The 16,994-nt window shown below is 56.8% G+C and carries 13 protein-coding genes; 6 read left to right on the forward strand and 7 right to left on the reverse strand.

Going from position 1 to position 16,994, the window contains the following annotated elements; all coding sequences use genetic code 11:
* The first annotated feature begins 19 nt into the window (after nt 1-19).
* The 4 genes from HMPREF2854_RS01220 to HMPREF2854_RS01235 all read left to right on the forward strand — a co-directional run bounded on the left by HMPREF2854_RS01220 (nt 20) and on the right by HMPREF2854_RS01235 (nt 3,790).
* Entirely contained in the window at nt 20-643 is a 624-nt protein-coding gene (locus HMPREF2854_RS01220; RefSeq protein WP_034506792.1) for a TetR/AcrR family transcriptional regulator, read from the forward strand.
* Nucleotides 644-698: 55 nt separating this feature from the next.
* A complete protein-coding gene (locus HMPREF2854_RS01225) occupies nt 699-1,220 on the forward strand; it encodes a MarR family winged helix-turn-helix transcriptional regulator (protein ID WP_370870620.1) in 522 nt (173 codons plus the stop codon).
* 81 nt (nt 1,221-1,301) lie between these two features.
* Nucleotides 1,302-2,129, forward strand: coding sequence for an ABC transporter ATP-binding protein (locus HMPREF2854_RS01230; protein WP_083309309.1), 828 nt, complete (start codon nt 1,302-1,304; stop codon nt 2,127-2,129).
* The gene (locus HMPREF2854_RS01235) at nt 2,114-3,790 is read left to right on the forward strand and encodes a hypothetical protein (protein WP_070617980.1); all 1,677 of its coding nucleotides are present in this window, start codon (nt 2,114-2,116) and stop codon (nt 3,788-3,790) included. The genes HMPREF2854_RS01230 and HMPREF2854_RS01235 overlap by 16 nt, the downstream gene beginning before the upstream one ends.
* Before the next feature lie 7 nt (nt 3,791-3,797).
* Here the strand turns inward: HMPREF2854_RS01235 and HMPREF2854_RS01240 are convergent, their stop codons facing one another.
* From HMPREF2854_RS01240 to guaA, 7 genes are all read right to left on the reverse strand, one after another.
* Entirely contained in the window at nt 3,798-5,738 is a 1,941-nt protein-coding gene (locus HMPREF2854_RS01240; protein WP_070617983.1) for an ABC-F family ATP-binding cassette domain-containing protein, read from the reverse strand.
* Entirely contained in the window at nt 5,738-6,679 is a 942-nt protein-coding gene (gene ispE / locus HMPREF2854_RS01245) for a 4-(cytidine 5'-diphospho)-2-C-methyl-D-erythritol kinase (RefSeq protein ID WP_070617987.1), read from the reverse strand. The genes HMPREF2854_RS01240 and ispE overlap by 1 nt, the downstream gene beginning before the upstream one ends.
* The gene (gene rsmA, locus HMPREF2854_RS01250) at nt 6,679-7,593 is read right to left on the reverse strand and encodes a 16S rRNA (adenine(1518)-N(6)/adenine(1519)-N(6))-dimethyltransferase RsmA (protein WP_070617990.1); all 915 of its coding nucleotides are present in this window, start codon (nt 7,591-7,593) and stop codon (nt 6,679-6,681) included. Before rsmA ends, ispE begins: the two co-directional genes overlap by 1 nt.
* Before the next feature lie 86 nt (nt 7,594-7,679).
* The gene (locus HMPREF2854_RS08860) at nt 7,680-8,834 is read right to left on the reverse strand and encodes a resuscitation-promoting factor (RefSeq protein ID WP_070617993.1); all 1,155 of its coding nucleotides are present in this window, start codon (nt 8,832-8,834) and stop codon (nt 7,680-7,682) included.
* A gap of 128 nt (nt 8,835-8,962) precedes the next feature.
* Nucleotides 8,963-9,907, reverse strand: a complete 945-nt coding sequence (locus HMPREF2854_RS01260) for a TatD family hydrolase (RefSeq protein WP_070617996.1) — start codon at nt 9,905-9,907, stop codon at nt 8,963-8,965.
* Nucleotides 9,900-12,842: a YfhO family protein gene (locus HMPREF2854_RS01265; RefSeq protein WP_070617999.1), complete on the reverse strand. Its 2,943-nt coding sequence runs from the start codon at nt 12,840-12,842 to the stop codon at nt 9,900-9,902. The genes HMPREF2854_RS01260 and HMPREF2854_RS01265 overlap by 8 nt, the downstream gene beginning before the upstream one ends.
* A gap of 154 nt (nt 12,843-12,996) precedes the next feature.
* On the reverse strand, nt 12,997-14,544 hold the full coding sequence (guaA, locus tag HMPREF2854_RS01270) for a glutamine-hydrolyzing GMP synthase (RefSeq protein WP_186822298.1): 1,548 nt from the start codon (nt 14,542-14,544) through the stop codon (nt 12,997-12,999).
* Nucleotides 14,545-14,630: 86 nt separating this feature from the next.
* Between guaA and HMPREF2854_RS01275 the strand changes: the two genes are divergently transcribed.
* A complete protein-coding gene (locus tag HMPREF2854_RS01275; protein WP_070618004.1) occupies nt 14,631-15,941 on the forward strand; it encodes a hypothetical protein in 1,311 nt (436 codons plus the stop codon).
* Between the two features lie 95 nt (nt 15,942-16,036).
* Complete coding sequence (locus tag HMPREF2854_RS01280; protein WP_070618007.1) at nt 16,037-16,984, forward strand: ROK family glucokinase; 948 nt, start codon at nt 16,037-16,039, stop codon at nt 16,982-16,984.
* The last annotated feature ends 10 nt before the right edge of the window (nt 16,985-16,994 follow it).

Consider the following 16,994-nt stretch of genomic DNA (forward strand, 5'->3'; position numbering starts at 1 on the left):
CGAGGGCGGAGGAAATAAAGTGGCTGCGAAAAGGACCAGGCTGAGCGCAATCGAACGCCGTGAACAACTCATCGCAACCGGACGTTCCGTTTTTGCCGCCCGCGGTTTTGACGCCACCACAGTAGAAGAAATCGCGAGTAAAGCAGGGGTAACAAAACCCGTTGTATACGAACACTTTGGAGGCAAAGAAGGCCTCTACGCCGTGATCGTGGACCGGGAAGTACAGCTCCTTGTCACCACTATCACTAACTCGCTTAACTCGGCGGAGCACCCGCGTCGCATCGTTGAGAACACCGCTCTTGCCCTCCTGGACTACATTGACGAGCACACCGATGGCTTCCGCGTGCTCGTTCGAGACGCTCCCCTAAACCGATCCGAAGGCTACTACTCCTCCGTCATCGGCGATGTAGCAAACAAGGTTGAGCATCTTGTTGCCGCCCGCTTCAAGGAGGCAAAACTAAATGCTAAAGCCGCCCCAATCTACGCGCAGATGCTGGTTGGACTAATCGCCCAAGTTGGTCAATGGTGGCTAGAAGAGCGCAGCCCCGATAAGAAGACCGTGGCCTCCCACATCGTTAACCTCACCTGGCTCGGACTACGAAATCTGCACCCCGATCCGCAGCTACTTAGCGACGCTGATTAAGGTGAACTTCAAAATCAACGAAGACAAGAGTCTTGATTTCAAGTATCTTTGAAGCGTGAGTGAAAACAAACGCATGCCCGTCCCAACTCCGGACGACGAGGTTGACCGCATCGTCAGCTCTTGGCAAAAAGAGAGGCCCGACCTCGACTCCACTCCCATGCTCGTTTTCTCGCGCATCACGCGACTGGCCCGCCACCTCGACCTCGCGCGGCGAAACGCGTTTCTTTCGCACGGCCTCGAGCCTTGGGAATTCGATGTTCTCTCGTCCCTACGCAGGTCTGGTAGCCCATACGCGCTCACCCCGGGCGTCCTCATGAACGAACTACTCGTCTCATCGGGAACCATGACCAACCGTATCGACAGGCTGGAAGCAAAAGGGCTTGTTGAACGATCCCCTTCCCCGTCGGACCGGCGCGCCGTCCTAGTGTCGCTAACCGTCGAGGGCCGCAAACGCGTGGACTCCGCGCTCAAATCACTACTTGACGACGAACGTAACCTGCTGGTTGGAATCAGCGAAGAAGATGAGCAGAGGCTTTCACTACTGTTGAAGCCGCTACTACTCGCATTCGACGCTTAACGTGTAGGGCACACCACGCGTGCCTGCCAGCTTCATTACCTAACATTTTCGACCCGATTTGTACCCGACTAAGAGGAAATCGTGAGCAACGAAAACATTCACCAACAAGCTCCCACGAGCCCTACGCAAAGCATTCACAGCACCCGCTTTGACGGACCGCCCATCGCGATCGACGCGCGCGGCCTGACCAAGGTTTTTGGGAATACCATTGCGGTTGGCAACCTAACCCTGGGCATCCCGCGCGGATCCTTCTTTGGCCTAGTCGGCCCTAACGGAGCAGGCAAAACTACGTTCCTTTCTATGGTTACGGGCATGCTTGTGCCAGACGCTGGAACCGCATACATTTCCGGCGTAGATATTTGGGATAAATCCGAAGAGGCCAAGGCCATGCTCGGCGTTCTGCCCGACGGATACCGACTGTTCGACCGCCTCTCCGGCGCCGCCCTGGTGGAATACATGGGAATGCTCCGCGGGCTCGATAAAGACACGTCCCGCACTCGGGCAAAAGAGCTACTCGAAGCGCTCGGCCTTGAAAACACCGGTAAGAAACTTGTAGCCGACTATTCGCAGGGCATGACGAAGAAAGTTGCGCTGGCCTGCGCCCTCGTACACGGCCCGAAAATCGTTGTACTTGACGAGCCGTTTGAATCGGTAGACCCGATATCCGCGGCCGGTATTCGTAGCCTCCTAACCGAATTCGTAGAAGCCGGAGGCACCGTAGTGCTCTCCTCGCACGTTATGGACACGGTAGAAAAACTGTGTGACCACGTGGCGATTTTGAATCACGGTCAAGTGCTAGCGGCCGGCACCACCGAGCAGGTATCAGCTGGTAAGAGCCTGGACGAGCGCTTCCGCGAGCTCGTAGGTGGGGTGAAGGAGACAGGAGGTCTCGATTGGTTGCGTCAATAATTGGCCTTAAACTTCGCTCTTTGTGGAACAACCTAACCCAAAAATGGTGGAAGTTAGTTCTCGTTATCCTAGCTACGCTCTACTTTGGCGCATTCTTTGGTTTCATGCTGATCGCGCCGCTACTGATTCTTGATGCCAGCCTCTTAATCCCATTCACCAAAGTTGCCCTGCTGGTGGCCAGCGCTAGCACGCTAGCGTGGGCAGGCGCTCCTCTATTTGGTATGGGACTAGATGCCACAACCGCGCCAAAGTCCTTCGCCCCTTATGTTGCGCCAACCAGATCTTTGTCTAGAGCGCTCCTTTACGCCTCAGTAGCAGGGCCGGCCGGCCTCATAACACTCCTCGTTTTCGTCGCCGGAACCGCGGGACTATTCAAGGTAAATGAGCCACTTTACGGCGTTCTATCCATCGTGCTGATGCCGTTTGCTCTGGTCTCCCTTGCCCTCGTATCGCGGTTTATAAGCTTCTGGTTTGCTGCCCGCGTTGAGGCCTCTCAAGGCCGGCGCGACCTCATGCAAATGGTTGGCGTAGTCCTGTTTGTGGCAATCATGTGGGGATTTTCCTACTTCATGTCGACCTTTGCAGAAGGCGGAATGAACCTCGACATTGGCACTTTGACAAACATCGCGAAATGGACACCATTCGCTGGCATCGTTTCTATTCCCTACCTTCTGGCAGGCGGTGAGCTCATCCCCGCCCTCGTGCAAGTGGCTTACGGGGTAGCAATCTTTACGGTACTAGGAGCTGGATGGCACTCGCTGGTTCGCGGCGAAATGGTGGGGCGCAAACACGAACTCACCGATGCGACCAAGCAGGCCGTGGCCGCGGGGCAAAGCGTAGTGGATCCGACTTTAGTAGCCACTGAGGTCAAGACTGTTGCCGGCCTAGACCAACAGCTGAAGTCTCTAAACTTCTGGCTGAAACTGGGCCTCAACCCACCCACCGCTGCGCTGGCAGCCCGCAACCTTCACATGTGGGTGCGTGACGCGCGCCTAGCGCCCTCCCTCATCATCATGCTGATGATGCCGATTCTTGGTCTCGGCTTTTCGCTAAGCCCAACGGGTGCGTCCACGGGCTGGTTTTTATTCGTATTCACTCCCCTGATCTTCGGTCAGACTGCGGGTATGTTGCTCTCATACGACTCAACCGCCTACTGGATGCATGTCAGCGCGGGTGTAACCGGACGAGCCGACCGCTTCGGGCGTCTCTTCGCATCACTTCCCGCTCTAATCGTGGTTTCCATATTCAACGGCGTTCTGGCATCCATTGCACTACCAATCGGAATGTCCTGGCTAGCGCTGACCATCGCCTCGTTCTCACTGGGACTGCTTACCGCAAGCCTGATGTCTGCCATAACTGGATACCGCGCATTTGGCGTGCAACCTCCGGGAACATCAGCCATGTCTACCAAGGGCACGGCAAACCAAATGGCCACGTTTATTGGCGGTCTGGTCGTATTCACACTCGGTAGCTTGCTGATGGTCCCAGCAGTTCTTGCATACATCTACCTTGGCCCCATCATCACCGAGGCCGCGGTTTATCTACTGGTATTGGTATGGACGTTGGGGATCAGCTACGTGGCCCTACGCATCGGAGCAGGCCTGCTAGAGCGCAACCAGGCCGCCATCTTGCAACAGATCAAGAGCTGGCCCGGCCATTAGGCGAAGACTACTTGGCGCGTTCAGCGGCCTCTGCGGCCTCAAGCCACGCCATTTCTAGCTCATCATGCTCGCTTTGAGCATCTTGAAGTGCGGCCGACACCCGGGCCATCTCGGCAATCTGATCCGCCGAGGGCTCCGGGTTGGCAGCGAGCTCTTCCAGCTGAGCCTCATATTTCTGTATCTGACTGGCCAGGCGATCCATCTGCCGCTCGATTCGGCGCGCTTCCTTCTGCGCTTCGCGGAACAGTTGCGCGTCGGAAGTTTTTGGCGCGGACGAGGTGTTACTCACGCCGTTTTTGCCCGGTTCTTCGCGGTTAGTATCTGACCACTGCGACGTGCCCCTACCGGCCACGCCGCCCATGCCGGCCTCGCGCATCTGCAGATACTGCTCCACACCACCGGGAATGGCACGAAGCTTGCCGTCGCCAAATAGAACAAGTTGGTGAGTGGTAGTACGCTCCAGCAAATAACGATCGTGAGAAACCACTACCAGCGTGCCGGGGAAGGAATCCAGCAGATCTTCCATGGCCGCAAGCGTGTCAGTGTCGAGGTCGTTGGTAGGCTCATCCAGCAAAATCACGTTCGGCTCCGACATGAGCAGGCGGATCAGCTGCAGCCTGCGCCTCTCCCCGCCCGAAATGTCGGCAACCGGGGTCCACGCCCTACTGCGCGTAAAACCGATTCGTTCAACCAGCTGGGAGGCAGACACCTCCCTATCGCCAATCATCACCGACTGCGCCACGTCAGCCACGGCCTCAACCACCCGCCTATGTGCGACTGCGTCTAGTTCATGCGTATCTTGCGAAAGCGTGCGCACCTTCACTGTTTTGCCGCGCTTTACCCGACCCGAATCGGGCTCCACCTCGCCACTAAGCAGGCGTAGCAGGGTGGTTTTACCCGCACCATTCACACCCACAATTCCCACGCGCTCAGCCGGAGCTAGACGGTAAGTCACGTCCTCAAAAATCGTGCGCTTCTCATCGCCCTCGCCAAAAGCTAAAGACACGCCTTCCAGGTCAATCACCTGTTTGCCCAGACGCGCGGTAGCCATGCGTACAAGTTCAACCTCATCGCGCGGAGGAGGCTCATTAACGATCAGTTCTTCCGCGGCCTCAATACGAAAACGAGGCTTCGAAGTGCGCGCGGGCGCGCCACGGCGCAACCAGGCGAGCTCCTTGCGAAGCAGGTTTTGCCGTTTTTGTTCCGCTAGAGCGTTTTGGCGAGCCCTCTCTGCCCGGGCCAAAATGTAAGCCGCGTAGGAGCCCTCGTACATTTCGATTCGGCCCGGAACCTGCGGGCGCGAACCTCCCGGGTCAATACCCGGCACAACCTCCCACACGTGCGTACACACCGCGTCCAAGAACCAGCGGTCGTGCGTCACCACGATCAGAGCACCACTATTACGGCCCGAACCATCGCGCGGCCCCATCCGCTGATTCAAATGTTTAGCCAGCCAAGATACGCCTTCAACATCCAAATGGTTCGTGGGCTCATCCAACACGAGGACGTCCGCCGGGTGCCCCTGCACGACACCCGCAGACAAGACTCGCGCCAAGTTCACGCGCCGGCGCTGACCGCCCGAAAGCTCACTCATTTTCGCTTCCAGATCAATATCAGCCAAAAGCCCCTCATGAACATCCCTAATCGCGGGCACAGACGCCCACTCGTGGGCTGCAAGTCCGGGATGAACCACGCTTTGAACCTTCTGATCGCTGATTATGTCGCGCTGAGACAAGTGCGCAAACGTGACACCATCGCGCACAATTATCTGGCCGCTATCTACCTCACGTTCACCCGCCAGCATGTCCAACAGCGTGGTTTTGCCCGCCCCGTTTGGTCCGAGCACGCCAATGCGATCTCCGTCTGCCACCGAAACCGAAATATCGGCCAAAATCTTGCGCGAACCACCTATCGCGCCAATGCTCTGCGTTCCAAAAAGATGTGCCACTACTCCACCTTTGCCGGCTGCGCGGGGCCAGACACCACCAGCGTGTTCTCCACCTCGGGCGCCTCTGCGAGGCGCTGCTCAATCTGGCGGGCATGTTCAAGGCTAGTTGCCAGCGCCGCTACCGTTGGGCCCGAACCGGACAGTAAAACTGCGAGCGGCCCGGCCTCTTCAATCACCTTCCACGCTTGCCCAAGCGTAGGGTGCATACTCAAAGCGGTTTCCTGCAGATCATTTTCTAATAGGCCCACCAGTTGCTCAGCACCTTCAAGCACACGCCAATCGCCCTCGCGCAAACTGGTAGGTAGCTTGCTCCGACCTCTGCCCTGTACGTCAAACTCTTTGAACACGGCCGGCGTTGAAAGCCCCTGCCGCATCGTGCACATCACCCAGTAGTGCTCAGGCGTATCGGGCTGGTACAGTCGCGTCATGTGGTCCCCATATCCCAGGCCCAGGCTAATCCCACCCTCCAAACACGCCGGCACATCTGCGCCAAGCCCACGGGCAATCTCATGCATGCTCTCGCGATCGAGGTTTAACCCCAGGAGTTTATCAACCGCTACGAGGGTTGCGGCCGCGTCTGCGGAACCTCCGGCCATTCCGCCGGCTACTGGGATGCTCTTTTCAATTTCGATCTCGAGGACGTGGCCGTCTGGAACCGCTGGAATACCAAGCTTTGCGGCCTCCAAAATCAGCGCTCTTGCCGCTCGAAACGCCAGGTGTTTTGTAGGTTCCAAATCCGATAGGTCCGCGCCCAGCGTGTGCACTACGATCGGCATGCCGATTCGCGCAGATTCATCGCGTTGCGGGCGAAAACGAACGGTTGCTCGCTCCCTAATATTCAACGTTTCAAAAATGGAATAAAGCGGATGGTAGCCACGTTGGTCGGGTTTACCTACCAAAAGGATAAGATTCAGCTTTCCCGGTGCGCTCGCTGTGATCACTAGGCGCCCTGCTTCAACTCGTTGCGGGCCTTAGCTAAGGACAAGAATTGGTCAATATCCAATACCTCACCTCGCGCAAGCGGGTCGATACCCGCGTTTTCTATCAATGCGTCCACGTCCACATCCGCCCACTTCTTCAAGGCAGCGCGAAGGGTTTTGCGACGCTGAGAGAACGCGGCATCCACAACCTCAAAAAGTTCTTGGCGAGTAACACCCGCCTGCTCGGCAGCCGGCAAAGCATCCGCCTCGTAACGCGAAATTCGTACCAGTGAAGAATCAACATTTGGGATGGGCCAAAAGACGCGCCGGGAAATAGTGCCCGCTAGCTCAGCATCGCCATACCAAGCGACCTTGACGGACGGCACGCCGTAAATTTTTGACCCTGGATTGGCGCTCAGGCGCTGCGCAACCTCAGTTTGCACCATCACTAAAAGCTCACGGATGGATGGGAAGTTATCCAATACACCTAGGATCAACGGCACAGCCACGTTGTACGGAAGATTTGCCACGAGGCGGGTGGGAGCCTCCCACTCTTGCATCTCTCCCTCAATAGGCTTCGCCTCATTCAGACGATCCAAAGTGGTGACCTTAAGAGCATCCGACTGAAGAACCCGAAGCGGCGCACCCGGCGCATGCCCGGCTACAGTGGCCGGCAGAGCCGTTGCCAAAACCGGGTCAATCTCAATCGCCGTCACGCGCGCGCCGGCCTCCAACAAGCCCAGCGTTAGAGAGCCCAGACCCGGACCAATCTCCAACACGTGTTCCCCGGCTACAACATTCGCGGCTTTCACAATCTTGCGAACCGTACCGGCATCATGAACGAAGTTCTGACCCAGCGTTTTTGTAGGTTGGATGTGAAGGGCGGCGCAGATCTCGCGCACATCCCTTGGCGTCAACAACTTAACTTCGCTCATAGAACCATTCTACCGGGCAGACACAGACACAAATTACAAGGGGAAGTGGTAGCTGAGCCACCACTTCCCCTACTAGACGCTTTAGTTTATCGCAGTCCAAGCATTGACGAGCATGCCGGCCACTGTCCCCAACCAGCGCGCTGCTGGAGGATCTGGGCTCGCATCGTCTGCTCTTCAGCCGAAGCATCCGACGGCAAGCCACTGCCGCCTACCGCTTGCCACGTAGGTAGCGAGAACTGGTAGAGGCCGTAGAAACCGTTACCCGTGTTCGTGCCCGGATTGCCACCGGACTCACACTGAGCCAGCGCGGCCCAAACACCGGCCGGCGCGGAACCCGTACCCGAGCCCTGCTGCGGAGCAGCCGCTACAGCTCCAGCCGGGCGCTTCTTGGTTCCATGCTCAACGATCTTGTCGGTAGGCTCTTCACGATCTTCAGAAACCTTGGTAGAAACAAGGACCTCACTGCCACGCTTCTGCTCGTACTTTACAGTGGTGATCTTGCCCTTCTGGCCCTCTTGCACCACGCGAGATTCACCCTCGTAAAGCTCATCCGTGTCACGCTCAACCGTCTTGAAATCAAGCTCCTCGACGTCGGTTACAGTGCCGCGCGTTTGGCGCACGATGTTCACCTTCACGTCACCGTCACCGGTTTCTAGGAAGACCTGGTCAATGGGTGAAGGAGTAATGTTTGCTGCTTCAAGGATCTCAGGAACGGTTGCATCCTCAGGAACCTCAACAGACTTGGCATTGCCGTCAACCACAACGCTCACAGTGCCAGCCTCGTTAAGAACTGCAGGCAGGGCCTCGCGAACACTCGAACGATTCGCAGCGATGGCAACATTGCGGCCCGAATCAGCGAACACGCTCATCACGCCCTCAAGCGAATCGGCGGTGGACCAAACCTCAGAGCGGCCCTTCTCATCGCGAATTGTGTAAGGCTTCGCAGACGTGAACGTAATCGTCTGGCCCTTTTCTACCGGAGCGGAAACTGCAGGGGTTACGAGATCATGCTCGCCAACCTTTACACCAGCCGCCTCCAGCGCGCCGCCAACCGTGCCGCCCCAGACCGTTACAACCGAAGTTGCACCATCAGCGTTCACCAGGACGTCGGTACGCGCCGAAGCAATCGAAACGCCAGCCGTCGCTACGAGGGCCAAAGCAGACGCAGCTGCAACGGATTTAATGGTCGTTTTCGATGCGTTCGTTGCCCAGCGGGTTGACGCTACATTGTTGAAAGCCAAACTTTTACCTCTTGAGTAGATAACTAACTACTCCCTACCGTAACCAGATCGTTATAGAAATGGGAAGCTAATCCGCCGGCAAATTGTGCAAGCTCACACAAAGTTTGTGCCTTTACTTACAAAGCACTTCAAGCAAAAAAGACATTGCCATACACTGCTTCACTATTTTTCTGTAACTGCTCGAGGGCGTCCTCCTCACTACGCTCCCACATCTGCGCGATGAACCGAACCGTATGCGCAATAACGTATGAGGCGTTCGGATGACCGCGATACGGCACGGGAGTGAGGTAAGGAGCATCTGTTTCTACCAGAATGCGGTCTGGTGATAGTGATTTGAAGGCCTCGCGCAGATCATCGTTAGCCGCAAACGTTAGTGATCCGCCAAACGAGGCGTACCAGCCGTTCTTCTCTACGTGCCGAGCCAGGTGCGTTCCACCTGAAAAGCAGTGGAACACGATTGGCGCGTTCCCCTTATCTGCACCCGTGTCGTAGAGGACGTCCAAGCACTCCTGATGTGCATCTCGGTCATGGATCTGCACTGGTAAGGAACGCTCAAATCCCATGCGCAAATGAGCAGCAAACGATTCCTTTGCAGCGATAAGGCCTGCGTCGGCCGTGCGGAACAGGTCGATACCGGTTTCTCCCACAGCCACAATGGACGGATCATCCAGCCGGCTCTCCACCGCGGCAAGAGCCTCATCTAAAGGCACGTGATGATCCTTCAGCTCATGCTCCCAACCGTCGGCGGCCACGTCCAACACACCCGCGTGTAGCGGCGCCTCATTGGGATGGAGCGCAATAGCTGCACGTACCCGCGGGAAACCAGCCGAGTCACCAAACTTGTGGGCAAGCTCAATGGTGGGATCAAAATCTGTAATCTCACAGCCCACCGTAATGAGCCCGCGGACTCCCACCTGGTACGCGCGATGGAGCTGTTCCTCAAGGGGAAGCTTGACGCCGCCAGCTTTGGGGATTTCCCACTCCCCAATGGGCAGATGCGTGTGATTATCGAGCACAGGACCAGCTAGAGCCGCAGGGGGCCCGGGCCAGTTCCGAGGCTTTTTCCTACTCATCTTCTACTCCACCGTCATACATCTCATCTGCGTCCAGGGTTTCCTCGTTAAGCTCCCCCGCTTCGGCCAAGGCAGGTTCATCCTGGGGCAAGTCACTCTTGGCGATCTCACGCTCGTGCTTGCGCTTCAACTGGCGTTGCCTGGTTTTCCGCTCAAAAACAATCAAAGCTATCAGTAGCAATAACGCGAGGGCGCTGGTGAGTTGTCCCGCCCGCAATCCGATAGGCGTGAAACTCATATGCACCTGGTTATCACCCGCTTGCACCGGAATCAGCATGAGCGAATCATCGAAAGGCTCTATCTTTACATTCTGCCCGTTAACTGTAGCTTCCCAACCCGGATCGTAAATATTACTTACCAGCAAGTAGCCTGCCTGGGGTGCGCTGATGCTCAAATCCATAGAACGACCGCCCCGCTCAATCTTCACGGGGGTGGCTTTCGCCTTCGCAACGGCACTTTCATAAACCGAATCATTCATTACGCCGGCTTCGAAGCTAACCGTGCCGGACTTGTCTTTCTCGGTCTTGAACTCCACTCGACCGGTATCGCCCGCGTGCAAAACGCCCAAGTCAACCAGACCATTCTTTTGGGTACTTACCTGGACCTTCTGTTCATTCCCGGTGTAAACCGAAACGTTTTGCACCTTCACCGTTCCAGACTTGTAGGCGAGGAAGTAGTGGCCATCCTTTTGCGCTGTAACCCTCACGTTTGCAACGGCCTGTCCGGAAGAAGATTCAATCTTGACCTGCTGACCAAAAGGCTCGTTAGATTGCTCAGACACCGTGCCCGTGGTAGCTGAGAACTCTGCCTTCACCGTCTCATACAGGCCGGAGGTGCCAAACGCAGCCTCGTACATCCTCGCTTGATTGGTAAGGAATCCCTCGGCTCCGGTTTTGAAATCTTTGGCCGCGCTATCAACCAGGAACGCATTAGGCAGGGCGTCCGCGTTCTCGTAAACATTGAGACTGGTCGATTCGTAGTAGGTCGGGTAGTCAATCAACTGCCCGCGCTCTTTGTCGCTGGCCATCACATATTTCACGCCCAGGAAGGTATCGAGCGGTTTAGCCGGATTGTAAGCGTAGGAGTTAATGCCGTTAGTGGATAGGCCAACGTCCTCCATGAGTTTCAACTGCGCCTGGCTGAATGAAGAACCAAACAGCGTGACACCGTCATAGCCGTAGAGGAATGCGTCGTTATAGGTCTTGCGATTAGCGAGCTCCGCCCGCGGATACCCGTCATTGTCAGTCTTGATCTTAGCGGCAACCTCGCGCACATCCCGGGGGAAGTCGCCCGCGGCATAGCCGTCGCGATTGCCAAATACCTGCCCGTCTCGCACATCTTTAATGCCCACAATTGATGAAGCCAGTAGCTCCATTGAGACCAAGCCGATCATGGTTGCCACTGCAACGCTCCGCGCGGCAAACACTCGCGGCGACTTCCTCAGTTTCAAGGTGATTTCTTCTCGCCTAGATACAGCCGCAAGAACCGCCACGTACAGCGCGCTAACCGCGATGGTCGCGACCATCGAACGCGCGGTCACAGCCTCTTTATCGATTCGATACATGACCAGGGCGAGCAGACCTATTCCGGATGCGATCTTCGCCAGTGGAAGCGGCTCGGTTTTGAGCGCACGGAAAGCGTCGGCAGCCATTACCACAAGGAGGAATACCGCGGTGAATGCAAACCGGTGGTTCAACTGGTTCGGGTAGTGCATTCCGTGCCAGAAGAAGTTCAACGAGTTGACCGACAAGCTGAGCGCCATGACGGTCAACAGAATTCCGTTAGCAACCTTCACCTTTACGGAAATACTTCGAGTCAGGAAGTAGGCCGGGATCAGCAACAGGACGAGGGTTCCCGCGTAAATGTTCGGAAGACCCTCGCGCACAGCGGGTGCGGACAGGAACATTTGGCGCCCAAGCAAATCAATGGGCGAATACATGAAGTCCACTTTGTCTGGCCACGCATCACCGTATGCCGACGTGTGTTGCAACTTCAAATAGACCGGGATTAACAGCGCGGAGGCCAGCGCAGCCCCGAACACGGACGCCCCACCAAACAGGATCGCTTTAGCCACCTGATCTCGCCAACGTTTGAACGGAACGTTCTCAACCAGAAGGACCAGGAAATACAGGGCGATAAACAGGACGGCGAAGAACGCCGCGTAATAATTTACGAAGAGGGTTATGGCCGTGAAAATCACGTAGGGAACAAGCCGCTCATGCTTGACGATCAACCACGCGCCGTAAGCGAGGAGAGGCAACATGATCTGCACGTCCAGCCACATTATGTTCCAAAAGTACGCGAGCGTGAACGAAGAGAGCGCGTATCCGAGGGAGAACAAGACGGCAACCCACGGGGTGTGAGCGCGGCCTCGACGCAGGAAGAAATAGCTGGTGTAGCCCGCCAAGCCCGTTTTCAAAACGACGTCGAACAGCACAAAGTTAGACAGTTGCGAGGCGGGGAACAACAAAATGAGCAGGTTTATTGGACTTGCCAAGTAGTAGGCGAAGAGCGAAAGGAAGTCGGTACCCAAGCCTCCTCGCCACGAATACATAAGAGTCTCAAAGTTTGACAGCTTGCGCTGATATTCAGCGAGGAACGGCGCGTACTGATGGTACAGGTCGATAGTGAGGATGTGCCGGTTGCCGCTGGGCCACACCCCCGACACCTGAAACGCGATGAAAATGATCAGTGCCGGAATGACGAACGCGGCAATACCCGGACGATTCTTAGAAGCAAACCAGGCTTTCGGATTCAATAGCGCGTCCCTAAACCTACGCACCCTGCTTGGCACCGTAGCTTCGACTGTTGCCGATTGTTCAGACGCGTCTACGGGCTGGATACCCTGCTCACTCTGCTCCGAATGCGCTACCGGCACGCCCTCAGGTTCCGCGTCCTGGGGCTCTACGTCCTGGAGCGCTGCGTCGTCCGGCATAAAAATCTCCTCGCTCATCACTACACTGCGACAACAGTATTTTGGCAGACTTGCGCCCTATCAGCACCCACCTGCCTTAAGAACCGGCCCCTCATAAGCATTTTGGGGAGGGCAGCGCCACGCACTGCCCTCCCCAAAACATCACTCTATGAGATTACTCCCACTCGATCGTTGCCGGCGGCTTCGACGTCACATCAAGCACAACACGGTTGATTTCCGGGACCTCGCTGGTGATTCGCATCGAAATGCGATCCAGCACATCGAACGGCACGCGTGCCCACTCGGCGCTCATGGCGTCCTCAGAAATGATCGGGCGCAGAACAACTGGGTGACCGTACGTGCGCTGATCGCCCGTGACACCCACGGACCTTACATCAGCAAGCAGAACAACCGGGCACTGCCAAATAACTTCATCAAGGCCAGCATTCGTTAGCTCCTCGCGCACAATGTAGTCAGCTGCGCGCAGAACATCCAGACGCTCCCGAGTCAGCGCGCCAACCACGCGCACACCCAAGCCGGGGCCGGGGAACGGCTGGCGCTTCACCATAGAGGCCGGCACCCCAATCTCGAGGCCAAGCTCGCGAACCTCATCCTTAAAGAGGGCGCGCAACGGCTCAACCAGCTCAAAGTTCAAATCCTCAGGCAGGCCGCCCACGTTGTGGTGCGACTTGATGTTCGCCGACCCTTCGGCTCCAGACTCGACCACATCCGGATAGATTGTGCCCTGGACGAGGAACTTAACTTCCTCCCCATCGCGATCAGCTTCTGCCACGAACTTCTTCTGAGCATCCTCGAACACACGAATGAACTCGCGGCCAATGATCTTGCGCTTCTGCTCCGGTTCGGTGACGTCCTTCAACGCGTTCAAAAAACGTTCGGACTCATCAATCGTGACCACACGGATACCCATCGTGGCTGCGTAGTCACGCTCAACCTGCTCACGCTCACCCAGACGCAACAGGCCATGGTCCACGAAGAAACAGGTGAGCTGATCGCCAACAGCCTTGTGTACAAGCGCTGCCGCAACCGAAGAATCCACGCCGCCAGAAAGCGCACAAATCACGCGCGCAGAACCAACCTGCTCGCGGATCTTCTGAATCTCACTATCGACAATCGAGGCCGCGGACCACTCGCCCTCAATACCGGCAATATCGCGCAAGAAACGCACAATCTGATCCTGACCGTGCTCGGTGCGACGAATCTCCGGGAGCCACTCCACGCCGTACAAGCCGCGAGCTGCATCCTCGGCTGCCGCAATCTTCGACTTCTCCGTGCTCGCGCTCACGCGGAACCCATCGGGGAGCTCCTCGACGCGGTCAGTGTGAGACATCCACACATCCTGGTCACCATCAGTACCAAGCAGTTTCGAATCCGAAACCGTCACAGTTGCGCGGGCGCGACCATTTTCAGGAACATCTCCGGGGGTAACCACACCCCCCAAGGCATCCATCATCACGTGGAAGCCCGACGAAATAGCAAGAACTGGAACCCCAGAATTAAGAATGTCCGCGTCAAACTTAACGTGCGCGGACGACGGACCACCAGAAAGAATAATCGCAGCAGGATTTTTTTCACGGATCTGCTGCGCACTATAAGTCTGGGGAACAATCTCGGAGTAAACATGGGCCTCACGGACCCGGCGGGCAATCAGCTGCACGTTTTGTGCACCCAGGTCGACCACCAGAACCGGGCGATTCTTCATTTCATTTGCGTTAGTCACAGCTAAATTCTACCGCGCAAAATTTGCCTTCCGTCACCGCGTCCCAAAATTAGGGCAGAATATTAGACATGGCACACAAGAAGTCGGCAACGTCGCTTTCAGAAGTCTTCATCCGTAAATGGGGCACGCGCAAGCTCAAACCCCTTACAAAAACCGAAAAACAAGCCATCGACGCCATCAATCACGACTTCCTTCAAGCCGCCAACGAAGCCGCCACCGCGGCTCACTGCCCCGACACAGCGTGGTTAATATCTCTTTGGACCAGCCCTCGTGACCTCGGAAAACGAAAAGGTCCAGACCTACCTGACCTTGACCTGGTACTCGCCGCTATCAACATCATTGAAAACGAGTACACCAACCGCACGCGCACACTACCGCGCCGCAAAATTCGCGAGCCCCTTGCCCGCATGTGGCAGGCCCACGAGGCCCGAAAAACCAATCCAAACTGGGAAGAACTTACCGACAGCAAATCCCGCTGGTACACCACCGAAGACCTGCAACAGTGGTACAACAACGTAGAAGAGGGCGCCAAGAACCTTACCGTTTTACCCACCCGCACCTACCCGCATGCTTTTGTGCAAGCCGTGGCGTGGGTGGAGGCGTGGGACGAGTTCCTTAAACTGCGCGGCCACATCGGTGAGCGCTTCTCACTACGTGAAGAACTAACCCGACTGCACAACTGGCCCGGAGACCAGTGGAATACCGGCGATGACTACGAATCCGCCCAAAACCGCTTCCACCGTCGGCTCGCCAAAGCTCAAAAGCGCGTTGCCGACCCGCTGCGAGACCAGGTGCTTCGCCGCGCCCTCTACCTGCGCGAAGGTCTGCTCACCGAACCCGTTGATCCTCTCGAATGGTTCCTAGCCTCCGCCTCATACACAGCCATCAACCCCGGCGTCATGATTCCGTGGACGCAAAAGGACTACAACGCCCTCGGCGATCTGGTTGATAGCTTTGAAAACCTGCGCCTGCGCTCCAAACGCAAGTCGTTCGAGGCCAAGAAGTCGGACCTTAAACTAAAACTGACGTCCATTGACGAAAGTGAACTAACGTGGGTATGCGGACCGCAACAAATGATTGACCTGGATGAGGACGTCGTGGCTGCCCTCCCTCCCGGATGCGCAGTGAAGCGGCTTATCGTCTCACGCAAGCACCCAATCGGGCCGGACTGGATGGTGTACTGGGTTGAATCTGAAGATGGCGGCGCCAAACCTATCCTCAACCTCGTTGAAACTGCGAAGTTGCGCCCGCCAATCCTTTTCGTCTCAGATGGCACGCCCGCGAACCTTGCCTCGCTGGTATCTGAACACCTTGATAGCGCCTTCACTATCCCCACCCACCCGCTGAGCGTGTGGAACAAACCCGACCACCCATTCTGAAAAATATCTGCCGCGCGTTGACGTACAGTTTAGGTGCAGACCGTAAGTTTGAACTTCGCACAATAAAGCCCCTGTGACTAAATAAGGAGTAGCACGTGAGCCTCACGATTGGAGTTGACGTAGGCGGCACCAAGATCGCCGCAGGCCTTGTTAATGAAGAAGGTGAAGTTCTGCGCACGGAAGTTATACAGACTCCTGCGCAAGAAGTTGACGCAACCGCGGGCGCAATCGCCACGCTGGTTGCAAAGCTGCGTGAGGGCGAGGAAGTAAGTGCCGTTGGTATTGGAGCCGCAGGTTTTTGCGACGCCGCGCGCACTTCGGTTGTGTACGCGCCAAACTTGGCGTGGCGCAATGAGCCGCTGGCTTCAAAGATCACGGAGGCAACAGAGCTTCCCACTGTGGTCGAAAACGACGCAAACGCGGCGGCATGGGGCGAGTTCCGTTTCGGAGCTGCCCGCGACGCGAAGAACGCGATTGTTATCACGCTAGGTACTGGCATTGGTGGCGGCATCATCGTTGATGACAGGCTGGTGCGCGGTTATCAAGGATTTGCCGGCGAGGTTGGCCACATGCAGGTCAAGGCCGGAGGACGTCGCTGTGGCTGCGGAAATCGAGGTTGTTGGGAACGCTACGGTTCGGGCACGGCTCTCGTGCACGAAGCTCGCGAAATCGCCACTGTTGCACCCGCGTCTGCGTTGCGACTGCTAGAAATGGCTGACGGTAACCCGCAGCAGATCACCGGGCAGATGGTTACGGCCGCTGCGAAAGAAGGCGACCCGGTTGCGCTCGACGTGGTTGAAACCATTGCGGAGTGGGTGGGCCGCGGGCTTGCTGACCTCTGTGCCATCCTCGATCCGGAAATGATCGTGCTAGCCGGCGGCGTCGCCTCTGCGGGAGAGTTGTTGCGTGCGCCCGTCCAAAAGTCGTTCGAAAAGAACCTTACTGCCCGCCTGTACCGCCAGCCTGCCCAGATCACACTGGCTGAGCTTGGCGTTCCCGCTGGCCTAATCGGCGCCGCCGACCTGGCTCGCCAATCGGGTTAGCATCAAAGTC

The sequence above is a fragment of the Actinomyces sp. HMSC075B09 genome, assembly GCF_001812395.1.
GTDB lineage: Bacteria > Actinomycetota > Actinomycetes > Actinomycetales > Actinomycetaceae > Gleimia > Gleimia europaea.

Coding starts and splice junctions, on each gene's coding strand:
- HMPREF2854_RS01275 (WP_070618004.1), top strand. CDS start 14,631: ATGGCACACAAGAAGTCGGCAACGTCGCTTTCAGAAGTCTTCATCCGT.
- HMPREF2854_RS01260 (WP_070617996.1), bottom strand. CDS start 9,907: ATGAGTAGGAAAAAGCCTCGGAACTGGCCCGGGCCCCCTGCGGCTCTA.
- rsmA (WP_070617990.1), bottom strand. CDS start 7,593: ATGAGCGAAGTTAAGTTGTTGACGCCAAGGGATGTGCGCGAGATCTGC.
- HMPREF2854_RS01265 (WP_070617999.1), bottom strand. CDS start 12,842: ATGCCGGACGACGCAGCGCTCCAGGACGTAGAGCCCCAGGACGCGGAA.
- guaA (WP_186822298.1), bottom strand. CDS start 14,544: ATGAAGAATCGCCCGGTTCTGGTGGTCGACCTGGGTGCACAAAACGTG.